Origin of the sequence: Pedobacter sp., assembly GCF_039594775.1 — a bacterium.
GTDB lineage: Bacteria > Bacteroidota > Bacteroidia > Sphingobacteriales > Sphingobacteriaceae > Pedobacter.
This window is the reverse complement of the sequence record NZ_JBCNMT010000004.1, coordinates 284,535-302,989: the sequence shown is the minus strand read 5'-3', so window position 1 is coordinate 302,989 and position 18,455 is coordinate 284,535. Positions and strand designations below refer to the sequence as shown.

Here is an 18,455-nt window from a genome sequence, read left to right as displayed (position 1 = left end):
ATTAAGCGGGAATGCTAATTTCTATTTGTGTACCAATTAATTTTTCCGACTTGATATTCATATCCCCATCCATTAGATGTACTCGTGCAGATATATTCTTCCAACCCATTCCCTTCGAATCGTCTATTTTCGAAGTATCAAATCCATCTCCATCATCTTTAATGGCAATGAGCATATTTTCATTTACTCTCTTAATGTCGATGGAAATATGGGACGCATTGGCATGTTTGATCATGTTGTTAAGCACTTCTTGCACAATGCGATAAATAGAAAGTTTATTCTGTTGGCCTAATGGCACCTCATCTACTTCTTGCGCTACATTTAAATCTACCTTCGTGTTTCCCGCTTCGTTAATCTTCTTACAGATATCTTCCAAGGCAGCAAACAATCCAAAATTTAAGGCTTCTGGAATAAGATTATGCGAAATGGCCCTTAATTCGGTGATGGTTTTATCTACCAGGTTAAGCGTTCCCTCAACTGTTTTATCTGACGGGCTTAAAGTAGAAACATTCATTTTCACTACAGAAAGCATTTGCCCTATTCCATCATGCAGATCTCGGGCTATACGGATGCGCTCATTTTGCTCGCCTTCAAAAACAGATTTAGTAGCAATTTCCTGTTGTCTGTAAATTTCTGTTTGTAAAAGGTTTTGCTGTTTGAGTTGATTACGTTTATAAAACGAGAAAGAAATACCACCTAAGGCAAGAAATACAACAAGGATTGAACCCATAGCTAAATTCCGCTGCTCCAATTCCAACTTTTTATTTTGCAACTCCAGATTTTGTATACGAGATTGCTTTTGCAAAGCTTTAATATTCTGTGCCTTCTTTTGCGCATCTAGTTTTTGATTGGCAAGTGCTTGGTTTTTGTTAGAAAGCTCTAAGCCATTAATGGTAATTTGCTGCTGTTGCGCGGTAAGCAGAGATTTATTTTTTGAAATTTCCAAGGCATTATTATTTAACTGCAGAGCTTTAATATCATTTTCTTTGCTTAGCAGAAAAATCTGTGCTTCTTTTTTAGAGGTTTCGTACTTGGTTTGCAGTTCGTTGATTTGCTTACTGATTTTCTCATTTAACTGACTATTTGATATCGCGTAGAACTTAGTTTTATGATCTAATGCTTTTTGATAATCCCCTTTTAAAGAATCTAAAATAGCCACATGTTTATACAGCTCTCCCATCACATAAGGTGTTACTCCTCCTTTTGAAACTTCTGTTTCACTTAAAGCAAACCATTTTGTAGCTTCTTCATAATCTTGCAACATCGTATAAGCATATGCTATATTTTGCTGGGTTAAAACAGCTCCAGATTTATCATTCTTTTGGTCAATATATTCGAGTGCCTTTTTTAAGTATGGAATAGATTCTTTGAATTTTTCTTGTCGTATTTTTAAAGCGCCCAAATTATTATAGCACGAAACCAGCCCCAACTTAAAGTCTACCTTTTCAAAAACTACCGTAGCATCATTAATCAATTTTATTGCTTCGTTATAGTTTTTCTGTTCAATATATATATTGGCCAAGTTTAGGTTCGCTTTACCACTATTGAGGAAATCTTTTTTTTCATTTGCTTTTTGAATAGCATTTAGAAAAAATTTCTTTGCCTGTTCAAATTGCCCAATTTCCCAATACAGCCTTCCTATATTTATTTGAAGAGAAACAAAACCCGGTTGGTCTTTTAAATCGGTTACAATTTTTAAGGAAGAAATAAAATGTTCAATGGCGATATCTTTCTTTCCCATTGCATTGTACATAATGCCCAATTGGTTATAATTTGATATTAATCCACCGGTATGATTTAACTCTTTATAAACTGCTATCGCCTTCTCCACATAAGGAATGCCTTGTTCATATTTGGTCATTAAAATATAGCTCTTGCCAATTCCAGTTAATGCACTTGCGTATTCTTCTTTTTTATTTAGCTGTTTTTGAAGTTGCGAAGCCTTTAAATACAATGGAAAGGCTCTATCGCCTTTTGATTTGAAATAATAAGATTGGGCTTGTGTGTAATAGGCATTAGCCTTTGCCGAAACATCGCCAACTTTATCTGCCAATAAAATTGCTTGGTTTACATAAAAAGAAGTATTTGTGGTATCTGTTTTAGCATACGCTGCTGCTATTTTATTTAGGATATCTAATTTAATCGCTGATGTTTTTGCTATTGAAAGTTCCTTTTTTAATTGTTCTACATCTGCTAGCTCCTGAGCAAACAAGCTAAAAGAACACATTACTATTAAAAAAAATAGCAGGTTAAGCGCAAATTTAATTGAAGATTTCATTGGCGTAGTTTTCAAAATTTTCGGCTAAATTTCTTCTTGTGATAAGTGTGTTATCTATTTAGCGAAAACCAACATCCTAATATAGAAAACATTAACACAGATTTTCACTATACTCCGAAAATTTTTATTGAATCAACTATCTTTAGATTTCACAAAATTTACCGAATGCAACATTTCACTAACGAAACGATAGATTTAAACACACTTCCTAAATACGAAGAAACGCTATTGACCAAACCCGACCGAAAATATTGGAAAATAATCATCATTAATTTGTCTATTTTCTTAGCATTTACAGCCATTGGTCTTGGCCTGCTTATTTTAGTTAACGGAAGCGTACGTAATTATTGGTTTCTATGGTTGTCAATCTTCATTGCTTTTGCTGTCTTGCTATATTTAATTTCCCTTGTCAGCTTTAAAAGAAGAGGTTTTGCGTTAAGAGAAAAGGATGTACTATACAAAAGCGGCATCATTGCCGAAAAAACGACCATTATTCCTTTAAATAGAATACAACACGTAACCCTAAATGAAGGGATATTTTCAAGAATGTTTGACTTGGGTACGCTACAAATTTATACCGCCAGTGGCTCCAACGGCGATATACACATCGCAGGGATTGAAATAGAACAGGCCAGAGCCATTAAAGAGGCATTGGTACAACGTTTAGTTGTTAACACTAAAGCTGAAAACGAATAATGTCTATAGATTTTAGCCAACCTCAACGACAGTCTGCTGCAGGCATCATCATTAATGGCGCTTATGTAATACAGCAGCTTATCAGAGCTTTGTTTATCCCTTTGGCTTACTTGATCATCAAATCAAATAAGGTAATGCTTACTTATACGACATTTGGGTTACTTGCCATATTGGCTATTGCGCTACTGTATGGCTATTTTTATTACCTCAGATTTACCTTTTACCTTAATCCCCTCAAACAAGAATTTGTAATTGACAAGGGTGTTTTTGGTCGTAAACATTTAACTATCCCTATAGAAAAGGTACAACAGGTAAACATTAATCAAGGCTTTTTGCAAAAAATAATTGGTGTTTATAGCTTACAAATTGATACCGCAGGCTCAGATAGCAAGGAGGTAGACATTAAGGCCATTAATGGTGACATTGCACAGGCTTTGCGACAGCATTTATTGCATGGACAGCGCACAGCAGCAGAAGAAAGTGAACTGGAAATGCCAGCAGTAATCGATGAAAATATCTCTTTAATCAAGATTAGGCCCGCTACCTTACTGAAAATTGGTCTTACCAGTAATTATGGTCAAAGCCTTGCCCTGCTGATTGGTTTTGGCTACGCCGTTTTCCATAACATTAAAGAAGTGCTCAAAGCTTTCGACAACGACTACGGGCAGGTAGAACAATTTGTAAAAAGTGGCTTTAGCCTATTTTCTATTGGTATTTTCTTGGTTGCTATTGCAATATTACTATTGGCCACCAATGTCATCAGGACTTTCGTGAAATACTTTGATTTTCAGTTAAGCAAGCACCATCAGTCGTTATTAATTTCGGCAGGGTTGTTAACCAAGAAAAACACACTACTTCATCCCAATAAGGTACAGATTACCGAGTACAGCCAAAACTATCTACAAAAGAAAATTGGTTTGTTCAAAATGTTGTTAAAACAGGCCCATGCAGGCCGCGAACAATCGGAAAAGGAAATGAAGAACAATAACACGGAAATTCCAGGTTGTAGCGCTACAGAAAAAGACGAGCTTTTAAGCATGATTTTCGAAAAGCTTCCCGAAGGCGGCGGCACGTTTAAACCAAATTGGCGCTTTCTTAACCTCCCTATTTTATTTCAAGGGCTTTTGCCTGTGTTGACCTATGGCATCTTTTACTATTTTATTTCGGAAGTAAGAGCCTATTATCCGCTGGCTATAGCTTATTTTGTGATTACGTTGGCCATGATTTATATCAGCTATACCAAACATCGTATTACTGTGTCAGAGGCTTATATCATTAAGCAAAGCGGTATTTGGGACATTTCGCAAGAAATTATAGAGCCACATAAAATACAATCCATCAGCACCTCACAATATCCTTGGCATAAAAAGTTGGATATTGGCCATGTAAGCTTGCATACCGCAGCCGGTAGTATCTCGTTTACGTACGGCAATTTTACGGAAATAAAGACATTGGTTAACTATTGGCTTTATCAGGTAGAAAGTAGCGACCAAGAGTGGATGTAGAAGAGGGAAAAGAGTAAGGAATAAAGAGCAAGGAGCAAAGATTAAAACTACAAAAATCTAAAATGAACTTAGATGTCTAAGGTGGTAAATAATTTATACTCCCCACATAATTAAATGAAGAAAGTTTATATACTAAGCGGATTAGGAGCAGATGAAAGGGTATTCCGATATTTAGATTTTAAAGATTTAGACGTTACGTTTGTGCAGTGGATAAACCCCCTACCCAATGAAAGCATCAACCATTATGCTCAAAGAATTAACGAGCAGATCAAACATAAAAACCCAATACTTATAGGCCTATCCTTTGGTGGCATTATGGCTACCGAACTTGCTAAAATAATCCGTGTTGAACAGCTTATCTTAATCTCTTCTTTAAAAACAAGGGCAGAAATACCAGTCGTTTATCGATTAGCAGGTTGGCTGCGCTTACATCGACTTATCCCCTATTCATTCTTGAAAAAAGACCATTCCTTAAACAGATGGTTGTTTGGTGTAATCCGTAAAAATGACAAAGATTTATTCAAGAGAGTTTTAGCAGATACAGATATTGATTTCTTAAAATGGGCAATCAATTGTATTGTAAAATGGAACAATACACAATTGCACCACAACTTATTTCATATTCACGGGACGAACGACAAACTTCTCCCAATTCGTAAATCTGGCAAAGTAATCCCAATTAAAGATGGTGGTCATTTAATGGTATTAGATAAAGCAAAACAGGTTAGTGAAGTTTTGCATCAGATTATCTAAATAAGTATGAATTGACGGAGCCCAACCGCTGTTTACCGGCAACTATTGCAGTTCATCGAAATTAAAACCTACAAACAAGACCTTTCTGTATCATTGAAAATATCATATACTATTCGGTTTTAATTTAATACAGAATGAAAGTTTCATTTTTTTTAGGGTTTCTCTGCCTGATTTCTTTTCACATTTCCGCACAAGATATTTCTGCTTTAAATGATGACTTTTCAGACACTTCTTCACTAAAAAAATGGTCGATATTACACCAAGTAGAGAAATGGCCTAATAAACTAAACACCCTGAAAATAGAAGATGGCAAACTTATTCTTGAACCTCGTACCTCTGGATGGTTTCAAGATGGAAATGCCCCTTTCGTTTATAAAACCGTCAATGGAGATTTTGACGTAAAAGCAAGGGTTAAATCTAGCGGAATATCGTCTGACATTGCGACAAGCCTTTGGTCGTTGGGAGGCTTAATGGTAAGAATTCCAAGAAAAGAAACTGCAGAAAATTGGTCTCCTGGCAGAGAAAACTGGATTTTTATAACCACAGGAGTTGCTGCCACAGAAAACAAACAGGTTATTGAAACAAAGTATACGATAAATAGCCGTTCTAATTTAAAACTTCGTGATGCCCGTGCCGAGTGGATTACCTTAAGAATTGTGAGAGTTGGACATGCGTTTATCATGCTTTACAAATATGATACAGATAAAGCATGGACAGTTCACGAAAGATTTTATCTACAACAATGGCCAAACCAACTTCAGATAGGTTTTAATTGCTACACCAGTTCCCCAAATGTACCTGCAAACGATAAGGATGAGATAAGCTTCAACAAAACACTACATCCAAATGAAGGCCCATTGAATATGCGCTTAGCTATCGATTACATTAGTTTTAAACGTCCGGCGATAAGCTATAGTGGAAATTCACCCTACGAAAACTGGTATAACAATGTTTATAAAAATCATTTAACAGACTACAATGTTTCTAATGCCGAAATCTTAAAATTACTTGGCGAATAACGTTATTACTTTTTGCAATGACGCTTTATATCAAAGCATCATTACACCTTTAATTTCTCCCACTTTTTTATAAATATCCACTACCTCATCAGCATTTTGCACTTGCTTGTTTACGGTAATAGCCAAATATTTACCCGTTTTAGAAGGTTTTTCAACAAACTCATCATTAGGTAATATCACTCTTAGTTCTTCAATTTTGGTATGGTCGCCGGTAATGATGAACTTAAAGGTATAAACACCTGGAAAAGTTTGCACGCTTTCTAGCTTCTCCTTAAAGTTTGCATAAACGTCGGCATTGTTCCCTTCTGGGATATCGTTAAAATCTATGTTTTTATTTAAATTGTTATTATCCATAAACATTACCTATCAAATTCCATTCCTAAGTACAACTATGCTATTTTGTCATAAAGTTAAATGTTCAAAGCATAAAGTGGCAAGTATAACTACCTATAGATGCTTTAAACTTTCAACACACTACTTTTAACTTTAATAAGCGCGTCGTTTTTGCTATTTTTGGACTTTAAAAAGGATATAAGATTTTGGATTATTTAGCAGGATTAAACCCACAACAAAGAGCAGCAGTAGAGAATACCGAAGGACCAGTGATGATTGTAGCTGGCGCAGGTTCAGGAAAAACGAGGGTAATTACCTATCGTGTGGCACACTTGATACAAAAAGGCGTTGATCCGTTCAATATTCTAGTGTTGACCTTTACCAACAAAGCTAGTAAGGAAATGCGTGAACGTATTGAAAAAGTAGTTGGCGCTGAAGCTAAGAGCATTTGGATGGGAACGTTTCACTCGGTATTTGCTAAAATTTTACGTGTAGAGGCTGAAAAAATCGGTTATCCAAGCAATTTCACCATTTACGATACCGATGACTGCAAAAGCTTAATCCGCACCATTTTGAAAGAAATGCAGTTGGACGATAAATTATATGCGCCAAACATTATTTATGGTCGCATTTCCTCCGCGAAAAATAATTTAATCTCCGTATCAGAATATCAAAGCAACGCTCATCTACAAGCAGAAGATGCTGGCAACAAGCGTCCACTAATGGGACTTATTTACGAAACGTATGCCAAACGTTGTTATAAAGCTGGGGCCATGGATTTTGATGATCTGTTGTTCAAAACCAACGTACTGCTCAGAAAGCATCCTGAAGTACTGAACAAATACCAACACAAGTTTAAATACATCATGGTGGATGAGTATCAGGATACCAACCATTCGCAGTATACTATTGTAAAAAAACTTGCTGCAGCACATGAAAACTTATGTGTAGTGGGTGATGATGCGCAAAGTATTTATGCTTTCCGTGGAGCTAATATCCAGAATATCTTAAATGTAGAACGCGATTACCCAGACTTGAAAGTTTACAAATTGGAACAAAACTACCGTTCAACACAAAACATTGTAGAAGTAGCCAATAGCATTATTGCCAACAACAAAAACCAGTTAGAGAAAAACGTATTCTCTGACAATGAAAAAGGCGATAAAATTAAAATATCAAGAGCTTTTACCGACAATGAAGAAGGTAAGCTGGTAGCCGAATCTATTATGCAGGAACGTTCTTCAAAAGGGCTAGCCTACAACGATTTTGCTATTTTATACCGTACCAACGCCCAAAGTAGGGCCATGGAGGAGGCCTTGCGTAAGATTAATGTTCCATACAAAATTTACGGGGGGCTTTCATTTTACCAACGTAAGGAAATCAAAGATTTAATTGCTTACTTCCGTTTAACCTTTAATCCAGCAGATGAGGAAGCACTAAAGCGTGTAATCAACTACCCCCGTCGTGGTTTAGGCGATACAACCTTAGAAAAAGTTTCTGTAGCAGCAAATGAACATGGCATTACCATGTGGGAAGTGATCTGTACCCCACATCAGTATTTAGGCGGACGTGTACCGAACCAACTGAATGATTTTGCCATGATGATCAAAGCATTTGCGGCAGAATCTAAAAAGTTGGACGCTTACGAATCTGCACTTTACATTGCCCAACATTCGGGAATATTAAAGGAACTGCATAGCGATGATAGTGTTGAAGGTAGAGCACGATATGAGAACATTCAGGAGCTATTGAACGGTATTAAGGAATTTGCTGAGCGTGAAGATATTGAAGACCGCAGCTTAGCCATTTTTATGCAGGATGTTGCCCTGTTAACCAACGACGATAATGATAAAGATAAAGACAAGGATACTGTTTCGTTAATGACCATCCACTCGGCAAAAGGATTAGAGTTTAAAAATGTGTATGTGGTAGGTTTGGAAGAAAATCTTTTCCCATCGCAAATGTCCCTTACTTCGAGAAGTGATTTGGAGGAAGAGCGCCGTTTATTCTATGTTGCCATTACCAGGGCAGAGAAAAAACTGACCTTAACTTATGCTACCTCACGTTATCGTTGGGGGCAGTTAACTTCTTGCGAACCTAGTCGTTTCATCAATGAGATCAGCCCTAAATACCTAGAGTTAGATGCCATTAAACAGGCCAAACCTAGCTTTAGCAGTGGTGGCTTTGATACCGAACGCAAAACCTGGAGCCAACAAAGGGAGCTACAACAAAAACCTGCTTCGCAGCAAACGGCTTTTAAACCCAAACCAACTACCTCTATTTTACCTAAGGCGCACGTGCCTACGGCTGGCTTTACACCAAGTGCGGCACATGAGTTTCAAAATGGTATGGATGTAGAACATGAAAAATTCGGTTTCGGTAAAATTGTACAGTTGGAAGGAAGACTTCCTGATGTAAAAGCAACGGTGTTTTTCCAAGGCTTGGGCAATAAGCAATTGTTATTAAAATTCGCGAAACTGAGAATTGTGAAGTAGCTTTTTAGCTGGTTAGTTTTTTGGATGGTTGGTTGTTTGGTATTGGTTTCAAGCGCTAGCGATGCTTTTTTGTCATTTAGAACAGCGAAGAATCTTATTTAATGTATCGAGACAGACTCTATCGTCGGAATAACAATAACGACGATTGCCCTTATTTACCAACAATAAACCTTCCTCTTAATTTCCTTGCAAAGGGAGAAATAGCAAGTGCGAGTACTTCTACCAACTTTTCACTTTCAACTTTCTACTCTTTACCAACTTTTCCCTATCTTTGCTGGTAACAAACCATTCCGGTGAATTTCATAACTGAAAACATCTTTGGAAGTTGAGGGTTTTCCCTTAGTCTATAACTTCTGTTTCAGTTATTTCATAATGGTAAGGAAGATCATTGAGTTATTTCGGTTTTCGCAACAATAAAAGAAATAAGTTGTGGCTGTTTTGGACAGGCCTTGCTTAATAAACCTGATGGTAGTGAAAATACTTTTTGTTACACCTGCGTACCACAAACCTGCGAGGTTTTTAGCAACGACACCAACAAAAAGATTGCAACGCACAGCAGGACTATAGCCGCCATGAAATACCTAACGCTGTTTTTCAAATTGTTATAAAATCGATATTGAAATAACCTATAACCGTTAATTTTTTTAAAATGAATTTTGATTATAATACCACCAGAAGCGAACTGATTTTGGCCGAGTACGGACGTAACGTACAAAACATGGTAAAATACATTATTACCTTGCCCACCAAAGAAGAACGTAACAAATATGCACAGGCCGTTATTGATTTAATGGGCTTTTTAAACCCGCACTTACGTGACGTTGCCGATTTTAAGCACAAACTTTGGGATCACTTGCACATCATTTCCAACTATCAGATTGATGTAGACAGCCCATACCCTAAACCTACGCCAGAAACCAAAGAGTTTAAACCAGACCACATTGGATATCCACATCAACGCATTAAATACAAACATTATGGCAAAACGGTTGAAAAACTAATTGCCAACGCCATGGAAGAGCAAAACCCGGAGCGTAAAGCGGCCATGGTACAAGGCATTGCCAATTTCATGAAAATGGCCTATGTGCAGTGGAACAAAGACAATGTTGCCGATGAGGTAATCATTAAGAACCTAAGGGAACTTTCTGGTGGGGCCTTAACCTTAGAAGAGAACGTGAACCTTCAAAAAGTGGAATTCAAGTCTCAAAATAATAGACAGAACAATAATAATCGCGGCCGTCAGAACAATAAAAAGAACAACCGTCAGCGTAACAACAATAACAACAATAATAAACAAAGACATTAACCAGAAAAATTATTGCAATGAACGCATTTGAAATTATTGGTGGCAAAAAACTAAAGGGCGAAATTACTCCTCAAGGAGCTAAAAATGAAGCCCTACAAATTGTATCGGCCGTATTGTTAACCGAAGAAAAGGTTACCATAAGCAATATCCCAGATATTAAAGACGTAAATAAACTGATTGATCTTTTAGCTGATTTAGGTGTAAAAGTTGAGCGTTTAAGCAAAGATACCTACACTTTTGAGGCCAAAAACATCAATTTGGATTTTTTCCAATCTGAAGCTTTTAAATCTAAAGGTGGTAGTCTACGTGGTTCTATCATGATCGTGGGCCCATTATTGGCTCGTTTCGGCAAAGCCGCTATTCCTAAACCAGGAGGTGATAAAATTGGTCGCCGCCGTTTGGACACCCACTTTTTGGGCTTCGAAAAACTAGGCGCCAAATTTGTTTACGACAGCAAAAAATCTTTCTTTAATGTAGACGCGACCAATCTAAAAGGAACTTACATTTTGTTAGACGAGGCATCGGTAACGGGAACCGCCAACATTGTAATGGCAGCAGTTTTGGCTAAAGGCACTACTACCATTTACAACGCGGCCTGCGAACCTTACTTGCAGCAACTTTGCAAAATGCTGAACCGTATGGGTGCTAAAATTAGCGGCATAGGCTCTAACCTATTAACCATTGAAGGAGTTAAGAAACTAGGTGGAACTGAACACCGTATGTTGCCCGATATGATTGAAATTGGTTCTTTCATTGGCTTAGCGGCCATGACCGAATCGGAAATTACCATCAAAAACGTACAGTACGACGAACTAGGTATTATTCCAGAAGTATTTAAAAAACTTGGAATTAAACTGGAGCGCAGAGGCGACGATATTTACGTTCCTTCGCAAAAACACTATGAACTAGATACTTTTATTGATGGCTCTATCCTAACCATTGCCGATGCACCTTGGCCTGGCTTTACACCAGATTTACTGAGCATTGTTTTAGTGGTAGCTACACAAGCTAAAGGAAATGTATTGATTCACCAAAAAATGTTCGAAAGCCGCTTGTTCTTTGTAGATAAGCTGATTGACATGGGTGCCCAAATTATCCTTTGTGATCCGCACCGCGCTACCGTGAACGGTATCGACAAAAAATACAAATTACGTGGTATTAGCATGACCTCGCCAGATATTAGAGCCGGTGTTTCTCTATTAATCGCAGCGCTATCTGCTGAAGGCAAGTCAACCATCTTTAACATCGAGCAAATTGAGCGTGGCTATCAAGACATCGACACCCGTTTACGTGCATTAGGTGCACAAATTAAACGTGTTGATGCAGCTGCACCAAGCCATTAATATTGACGAGAGTAGATTTACAATTTTAGATTTAAGATTGTAACGATACGATCTAAGCATATTTAGAAAAGCAGGGCTAGTACATTTCACCATGTTAGTCCTGCTTTCACTTTTAGTCCTCTCCCAATTGCATTGGCATACGGGCTAATCCGTTCAATCAGGTTTAATATACAAAAGCCTGTACTCCAAAAATCAACGTAAATTTCAAATACTATATCATCTCTATGTGCCTATGTGGTTGTATTTACTTTTATGGATTTAAAACCTTAAATGAACCACATAGGCACATAGTAAATCCAATTGGACTAAAATCGACTGCCCTATATTCGAGCCTATTTGTTCTTTAAAAATTATCCGCTATAATCTCAAAATGATCATCTATGCATCTATGTAGTTATATTTTCTCGTCAACAACTATCTTTAGATTTACACCCAAAGCTTTACTCCATAAATTATTCCTACTTTTGACGCAAAAACAGCAGCTTGAAAAATTACATTAGTAACTTAAGGAACATTGCCACCTTCGCAGTGGTACTGCTACATGTAACCGCCCCCTTTGTACTGCAGTTCAATAAAATCAGCTTTGCTTCATGGCAATTGGCCAATTTGTTGGATTCAATGCTCCGTTTTGGTGTTCCTGTATTTGTCATGATTTCTGGTGCCGTCTTGCTCGACCGTTACGAACCATTAAATACCTTCCTGTCCAAACGCTTAAAGCGGGTAGTACTGCCTTTCCTATTTTGGAGCATCATTTATTTCATTTTTGTATATGCGGACAGCTTTCAAAAATTTTCTTTGCTGGAGCTATTCCAAATCTTAATTAATAAACTACTTAAAGGCACCTATTACCATTTGTGGTATGTATACATGATTTTAGGCGTCTATCTTTTTATTCCTATCATCAGAAAATGGGTGCAAAATAGTACTAAACAGGAAATCCATTATTTTTTATTGCTATGGGTACTTACGCTATTTATCAATACCGATATGGCCAAATATATCCCAAGTATTGAAGTCTTGTATTTCAGCAAATACTTAGGTTATTTGGTATTAGGCTATTATCTGGATAAATATGTTACGGTCAATCGTCCTAAAAACACTTTGTATCTTATCTTTTTTGTATTGGGCACTGCTTTAACCTTACTGTCTACCAGCTATCTTTCCGTAAAACAAAATCAACTCAACATTACCTACTATAACTACCTATCGCCAAACGTTTGTTTACTCTCCATTGGCATCTTTCTTTTGGGCAAAAGCTTGCTGGAGGGTTCAAGCGAACTTTCTATTAACCTAGATAGACATAGCTACGGCATTTATTTAGCCCATGTATTAGTATTGCATTATGTTTATCCTTTCACAATTCATTTCACTTTTGATAGAAATTCGCCTTTGTGGCTTCTCATCTATATCATAGGCATTTCCATAATTACATATATTATTTCTTATTTACTCATCAGACTCTTAGCCATCAACAAAAAGCTACGTCCATTAATTACCTGATCAACATGATTTTAAGAGCAGCAAAAATTAGCGAAATAGACCAAATTTGGGAAATTATACAATATGCCATTGCGCAAAGGAAAGCTGATGGCAGTACACAATGGCAAGATGGCTACCCTAATGAAAATACCATACAAACCGACATCAACCAGGGCTATGGTTATGTAATTGAAGAAGAAGGCACTATCCTGTTATACGCCGCAGTAATATTCGGTATAGAGCCCGCTTACGAGGACATAGAAGGGAAATGGTTAAGCAGCAATGAAGATTACGTGGTGCTTCATCGCGTAGCGGCAGCGCCATTAGCCAAGGGAAAATCCATTGCCACAAAGTTTTTCCAACTGGTTGAAAATCTATGCATCAAAAAAAAGGTATACAGTATCAAAGTGGATACTAATTTTGATAATATGGCAATGCTTCGAATACTAGAAAAACTAGATTATACTTATTGCGGCGAGGTGTATTTTAGAGGTGCGGCCAGAAAAGCCTTTGAAAAAGTATTGCCAAGGTAATTATTTCATTTTTAACACTAGCCTTCCCATCCTGTCATTCAGAGCGTAGCGAAGAATCTCATTTAGTGTCCCAATAAAATCCTAGAGATTCCTCCCATCGTCGGAATGACAAGCAATAGAATGACAACAACAATAAAAAAATCCCCTTGAAATAATTCCAAGGGGATTTCAGGATTCAAACAAATCAAAAGATTATTTTTTCTTATCTAATGCTTGCTCAATACGGTCAGATAAATCCTCTAAGTGGTATTTGCTTAAAGTATCTGATTGCGAGCTCGCTTTGATTGCTTTATCAAGCTCACGCAATTGGCCTTTAACTACTGAAATTGCGTCAGTTTGGCTTGCGGATAATCCGGTCGGCGCACCAGCACCTCTACCAAAAGCAGCGGCTACTCCAGCCGGAGCTGCAGGAGGATTTACAATAGCGATTAACCTATCAACATAGGCTTTTTGTAAGTTTCTACGATAAACATCAATAGCTGCGCCGCCCTTCAGTTCTGTAAAGATGGAAGCGTTCAAATCTTTGAACAAGTCAGAAATTTTATAAGCATTTGCTCCATCAGTAGCTTCGGCAGCAATTAAATTACCCAAAACTCTGGTAGAAACAAGACGAGATAAGGCTGTATTTTGCAATCTAGAAACCACTACTAGTGGACTTTCGTTGATGTTATCTAAAATAGATTGGTCTAGCAACCATTTTGGCGTTGTAAATACCTGTCTGTTCAAAAACTCCATCGCTTCTTTTTGCGTTGCTGCAGGAGTACGTTCGTAAACTAAACCTTCTTGATCTACCGTTTTAGGATTCTCGTAGATACCTCCAATATTTTTACTTACGTGACCAATGTAACGACCAAATTGAGTAGTCAATTGTCCGTACATGTTACCTAGCTCATCATAGTTCTCCCCTGGTTGTTTAGTCCAGGTTTTCAGATTAGCTAAAATTACCTTTAGGTTTTTGATACCATAATCACTAGCTTTCATTGCATTATCACCTAAATCTTCATTTTGAGAATGCGGATCGTCAGGATTAATTTCAGTGCCAAACCATAAACGTCTATTTTTAGCTGCTTCAACGGTCATTTTATCTAATATTTTCATATCGGAAGCAACGGTTTTGCTATCTGGAAAATATTTGTACCCCCACTCAATTGCCCATTTGTCATAATCACCAATACGCGGATATAAACCTGATTTAGAGATATTATCTTCTGGCTGAGCAACATAATTAAAACGAGCATAATCCATAATCGATGGTGTATGACCATTTTCTTCTACCCATTTCTTATTACGCAAATTTTCTACAGGAACCGTTGAGCTTGAACCATAGTTATGACGCAAACCTAAAGTATGACCTACTTCGTGAGATGATACAAAGCGAATCAAATCGCCCATCAATTCATCGCTAAAGTTAACGGTACGAGCTCTTTTATCAACTGCAGCAGTTTGAATAAAATACCAATCGCGAACCAATTTCATTACGTTATGGTACCAGTTGATGTGGCTTTCCATGATTTCACCTGTACGTGGATCTGAAATACTTGGACCACTTGCATTAGGAATTTCTGATGGTTTGTAAACGATAGCAGAGTTACGCGCATCATCTAAGCTCCATGTAGAATCTTGCTCTTTAGTTGGCGCCATTTTACCGATTACGGCGTTTTTAAAACCTGCTTTTTCAAAAGCTTTTTGCCAATCGTTAACACCTGCAATCAGGTATGGTACCCATTTTTTAGGGGTTGCTGGATCAATATAGAAAACAATAGGTTTAGCTGGTTCTACCAATTCACCACGCTTATATTTAGCCATATCTTGCGGCTTTGGCTCTAATCTCCAACGTTTCACTAATTCTACTTCTTTAACTCCTTGAGGGTTTAAATCGAAGTCGGTATAACCTACCGCGAAATACCCTACACGAGGATCAAAATAACGGGCTTTCATCGGCACTTTAGGTAAAATTACCAATGAAGTGTTCAATTCTAAAGTAACAGAACCAGTTGGGGCACCACCACCACCAAAAGAAGGTGTGCCACCACCGCCACCCATTCCTGAACTTTGAGCAGCTTTAGCATAGGTTTTTACGGTTTTAATTTCTACGTTGGTAGGGAAGCTCTTCACATCCTGGATATAGCTTCTATCTGCCTGTTGCGCTCCAATTCCAAATCTAGATTTGAACATTGAAGAACCGAAGTAAAAAATGTCGTTATCGCTGTTGATGTAAGCAGTCACATCAATTACACTACCATTTTTACTTGGCGTATAAGCTGCAATATCAAATGAAGCAGCAATAGGCTGTATGCTAGAGTTTTTCAAAGACTGGTACATCGAAGAAGTACTGTCTGCGCTATAAGCTCTAAAGCTTACCTTACGCATGAAAATTCTATTATTAGGTCCTTTTTCAAAACGGATCACTGAGCTACCAATTTGGTCGCCGGCATAACCTTGGGCTGCACGTACTTCGGCCCCTGATTTTGAGATCCGGCTTACCACCAAAATATCTCTGTTTAAAGTACTATCGGCAATCTCAAAATAGAATTTGTCATCAATCCTATGGGCAGTAATCATGCCTTTGCGAGTAAAAGCCTTGCTAGTGATCACTTGATCATAAGGCTTTGGCTGTGCTCTAGGAGCAGCGGCAGCACCAAATGCACCTGGAGCTCTACGAGTAGTGTCGGTTGGGGCACCACCTTGAGTTGGTCGTTGAGCATGTGCAAAAGTCACCGCACCAGCAACCATTAATAGGGTAAATAAATTTTTCTTCATCAATTTTTTGAATAAGTTAATTGCGAAGTAAAAATAAGTTTAGCGCTACGATAATTTCAGAATTACGTATAACTTCTTAGTTACATCCTAAAGGATTTTGAATAAATATAAGCGAAGGGCTTAATGAAGGATCTTGAAAACCAGTTCTTTCAGCAAATCTCCATCCGAAATATTACCGGTACTATCTAAACCTTTGCTTTTTAGATCATATTCCCTAAGCAAGCTGATAATATCAAAAGTTTTTCCCGCACTAAAGGTTCTGGCAGCAGCTTCGTAATCTTTAATAAAGTACGGGCTTACCCCAAGCTCCCTCGGCGCATCGGCCTTGTTGGGCAAATAATGGTATTTTAATATTTTAGAGAAATAGGAATTAAGATTTGCCATTACCATGATCATTGGGTTGGCTTTTGGATTGCCCGCAAAATAATTGATGATCTGATTGCTTTTTACCACATTACGAGTGACCAATGCTTTCTGCAATTCAAATACATTATACTCTTTACTAATTCCAATATTTCTTTGAATGTGATCTGTTTGAATAGTAGTAGCTTTATCAATGTTCAAACAAAGTTTCTCTACTTCGTTGGCAATTTTAGAAAGATCGGTTCCTAGATATTCGGCCATTAGTGCCACCGCTTGCGGATCAATCTTATAACCTTTTCCCTTAATATGCTCTTCAATCCATGGCACCAATTTATAGTCACGCACAGGGTCGCTCTGAAAAACAACACCATTACTGTTAATGGCTTTGTAGATCTTTTTTCGCTTATCAAAATTGGCGTACTTATAGGCCAGCACCAGAATAGTGCTTGGTAAAGGCTTTTCAAAATAAGCAAGCGTAAAATCGGCTTCCTTACTGGCGCCTTCGTTACCCCATTTCAAATCCTGTGCTTCCTTTACGACAATCAGCTGATATTCGGACATCATTGGATAACGCTTCGCGGCGTTCATAATGGTAGCCATATCCGTATCCTTCCCGTATAGCACAGTCTGGTTGAAACCTTTTTCACCATCAGAGAGAATATTCTTTTCCATATAATCTACAATCTGATCTATATAGTAAGGTTCTTCTCCCTGCAATAGGTATACTGGCTTAAATTTTCTTGCTTTTATATCCTTGATGATTTCATCGGCGCTCATTGTTCAAAGTTACAAATTTTAGAATGAGTGAATGAGTGAATTTAAAATGAGAAATTAATATATTACGCTGCCTACAACATTGCAATCTCTAACTTTTTACTTTTAGCTTTTTACTTTTAACTTTGCCAGTCAATGTTCAATCCTACTCCACTCAATTTACCTTTTCATCCTTTTAAAATTACCCAAAGAGATGGTGTACATTATATTTTTGATGAAGCGAGAAAGAAACATCTGGTACTCACGCCAGAAGAATGGGTCCGTCAACACTTTATCAAATACCTGATCAATGAAAAACAATTCCCTGTAAGTTTAATGCAAATTGAGGGTGGCTTAAGCCTTAATCAAACCAGAAAGCGCAGTGATATTTTGATTTATACGAATAGTGGAGAAAAATTGATGGTAGTTGAATGTAAAGCGCCATCGGTAAATATTACACAGGCTACCTTTGATCAAGCAGCTCGATACAATTCTGTTTACAAAGCCAAATGGATTGTGATTACCAATGGGCTTAATCATTACTATGCACAAATAGACCACGAAAATAAAGGATTTCTTTTTGTAGAGGAATTGCCGATTTATAGTTTGTTAGTTTAATAGAAACCCTCAATAGCTCGTCATTGCGATACCGATTTTCATAGGGAGAAGCAATCTTACAAAGTATGATAGTAAACTCTTTTCACTTTAAGATTCTTCGCTACGCTCTGAATGACAAAGTCCCGCTATAGCAATGACGTGGCAACCTAAAACAAAAAAGGAGAAACCTTACATCTTGATGTTAGATTTCTCCTCGTAAACTCGTCGAAATGACGGCGTTT

14 protein-coding genes are annotated in these 18,455 nt (G+C 37.5%); 10 read left to right on the top strand and 4 right to left on the bottom strand.

Features of this window, described 5'->3' with window-relative positions; all coding sequences use genetic code 11:
• Position 1: 1 nt before the first annotated feature.
• On the bottom strand, positions 2-2,278 hold the full coding sequence (locus ABDV71_RS12735; protein WP_343533130.1) for a sensor histidine kinase: 2,277 nt from the start codon (positions 2,276-2,278) through the stop codon (positions 2-4).
• A gap of 165 nt (positions 2,279-2,443) precedes the next feature.
• Here ABDV71_RS12735 and ABDV71_RS12730 point away from each other — a divergent pair, with 165 nt between their 5' ends.
• The 4 genes from ABDV71_RS12730 to ABDV71_RS12715 all read left to right on the top strand — a co-directional run bounded on the left by ABDV71_RS12730 (position 2,444) and on the right by ABDV71_RS12715 (position 6,251).
• Positions 2,444-2,974 carry a PH domain-containing protein gene (locus ABDV71_RS12730; RefSeq protein WP_343533128.1) on the top strand — a complete coding sequence of 177 codons (531 nt, stop codon included), beginning with the start codon at positions 2,444-2,446 and terminating at the stop codon, positions 2,972-2,974.
• Positions 2,974-4,479, top strand: a complete 1,506-nt coding sequence (locus ABDV71_RS12725) for a PH domain-containing protein (RefSeq protein WP_343533127.1) — start codon at positions 2,974-2,976, stop codon at positions 4,477-4,479. Before ABDV71_RS12730 ends, ABDV71_RS12725 begins: the two co-directional genes overlap by 1 nt.
• A gap of 114 nt (positions 4,480-4,593) precedes the next feature.
• Entirely contained in the window at positions 4,594-5,232 is a 639-nt protein-coding gene (locus ABDV71_RS12720) for an alpha/beta hydrolase (protein WP_343533125.1), read from the top strand.
• A gap of 134 nt (positions 5,233-5,366) precedes the next feature.
• Positions 5,367-6,251 (top strand): DUF1349 domain-containing protein, encoded by an 885-nt coding sequence (locus tag ABDV71_RS12715; RefSeq protein ID WP_343533123.1) that lies wholly within the window; start codon positions 5,367-5,369, stop codon positions 6,249-6,251.
• 30 nt (positions 6,252-6,281) lie between these two features.
• On the opposite strand, the gene ABDV71_RS12710 is transcribed toward ABDV71_RS12715, so the two are convergent.
• Positions 6,282-6,605 carry a DUF493 domain-containing protein gene (locus tag ABDV71_RS12710; RefSeq protein ID WP_343533121.1) on the bottom strand — a complete coding sequence of 108 codons (324 nt, stop codon included), beginning with the start codon at positions 6,603-6,605 and terminating at the stop codon, positions 6,282-6,284.
• 185 nt (positions 6,606-6,790) lie between these two features.
• On the opposite strand from ABDV71_RS12710, the gene ABDV71_RS12705 reads away from it, so the two are divergent.
• The 5 genes from ABDV71_RS12705 (at position 6,791) to ABDV71_RS12685 (ending at position 13,740) form a co-directional block, all read left to right on the top strand.
• Entirely contained in the window at positions 6,791-9,079 is a 2,289-nt protein-coding gene (locus ABDV71_RS12705; protein ID WP_343533119.1) for a UvrD-helicase domain-containing protein, read from the top strand.
• 649 nt (positions 9,080-9,728) lie between these two features.
• Entirely contained in the window at positions 9,729-10,385 is a 657-nt protein-coding gene (locus ABDV71_RS12700) for a DUF4290 domain-containing protein (protein ID WP_343533117.1), read from the top strand.
• Positions 10,386-10,402: 17 nt separating this feature from the next.
• Complete coding sequence (gene murA / locus ABDV71_RS12695) at positions 10,403-11,728, top strand: UDP-N-acetylglucosamine 1-carboxyvinyltransferase (protein ID WP_343533115.1); 1,326 nt, start codon at positions 10,403-10,405, stop codon at positions 11,726-11,728.
• Positions 11,729-12,211: 483 nt separating this feature from the next.
• The gene (locus ABDV71_RS12690; RefSeq protein ID WP_343533113.1) at positions 12,212-13,228 is read left to right on the top strand and encodes an acyltransferase family protein; all 1,017 of its coding nucleotides are present in this window, start codon (positions 12,212-12,214) and stop codon (positions 13,226-13,228) included.
• Between the two features lie 5 nt (positions 13,229-13,233).
• Entirely contained in the window at positions 13,234-13,740 is a 507-nt protein-coding gene (locus ABDV71_RS12685) for a GNAT family N-acetyltransferase (RefSeq protein ID WP_343533111.1), read from the top strand.
• Positions 13,741-13,932: 192 nt separating this feature from the next.
• Here the strand turns inward: ABDV71_RS12685 and ABDV71_RS12680 are convergent, their stop codons facing one another.
• Positions 13,933-16,500 (bottom strand): zinc-dependent metalloprotease, encoded by a 2,568-nt coding sequence (locus tag ABDV71_RS12680; protein ID WP_343533110.1) that lies wholly within the window; start codon positions 16,498-16,500, stop codon positions 13,933-13,935.
• Positions 16,501-16,620: 120 nt separating this feature from the next.
• Positions 16,621-17,640 carry a DNA polymerase III subunit delta gene (gene holA, locus ABDV71_RS12675; protein ID WP_343533108.1) on the bottom strand — a complete coding sequence of 340 codons (1,020 nt, stop codon included), beginning with the start codon at positions 17,638-17,640 and terminating at the stop codon, positions 16,621-16,623.
• A gap of 132 nt (positions 17,641-17,772) precedes the next feature.
• On the opposite strand from holA, the gene ABDV71_RS12670 reads away from it, so the two are divergent.
• Complete coding sequence (locus ABDV71_RS12670; RefSeq protein ID WP_343533105.1) at positions 17,773-18,234, top strand: type I restriction enzyme HsdR N-terminal domain-containing protein; 462 nt, start codon at positions 17,773-17,775, stop codon at positions 18,232-18,234.
• The last annotated feature ends 221 nt before the right edge of the window (positions 18,235-18,455 follow it).

Coding starts and splice junctions, on each gene's coding strand:
- ABDV71_RS12735 (WP_343533130.1), bottom strand. CDS start 2,278: ATGAAATCTTCAATTAAATTTGCGCTTAACCTGCTATTTTTTTTAATA.
- ABDV71_RS12730 (WP_343533128.1), top strand. CDS start 2,444: ATGCAACATTTCACTAACGAAACGATAGATTTAAACACACTTCCTAAA.
- ABDV71_RS12725 (WP_343533127.1), top strand. CDS start 2,974: ATGTCTATAGATTTTAGCCAACCTCAACGACAGTCTGCTGCAGGCATC.
- ABDV71_RS12720 (WP_343533125.1), top strand. CDS start 4,594: ATGAAGAAAGTTTATATACTAAGCGGATTAGGAGCAGATGAAAGGGTA.
- ABDV71_RS12715 (WP_343533123.1), top strand. CDS start 5,367: ATGAAAGTTTCATTTTTTTTAGGGTTTCTCTGCCTGATTTCTTTTCAC.
- ABDV71_RS12710 (WP_343533121.1), bottom strand. CDS start 6,605: ATGGATAATAACAATTTAAATAAAAACATAGATTTTAACGATATCCCA.
- ABDV71_RS12700 (WP_343533117.1), top strand. CDS start 9,729: ATGAATTTTGATTATAATACCACCAGAAGCGAACTGATTTTGGCCGAG.
- murA (WP_343533115.1), top strand. CDS start 10,403: ATGAACGCATTTGAAATTATTGGTGGCAAAAAACTAAAGGGCGAAATT.
- ABDV71_RS12685 (WP_343533111.1), top strand. CDS start 13,234: ATGATTTTAAGAGCAGCAAAAATTAGCGAAATAGACCAAATTTGGGAA.
- ABDV71_RS12680 (WP_343533110.1), bottom strand. CDS start 16,500: ATGAAGAAAAATTTATTTACCCTATTAATGGTTGCTGGTGCGGTGACT.
- holA (WP_343533108.1), bottom strand. CDS start 17,640: ATGAGCGCCGATGAAATCATCAAGGATATAAAAGCAAGAAAATTTAAG.
- ABDV71_RS12670 (WP_343533105.1), top strand. CDS start 17,773: ATGTTCAATCCTACTCCACTCAATTTACCTTTTCATCCTTTTAAAATT.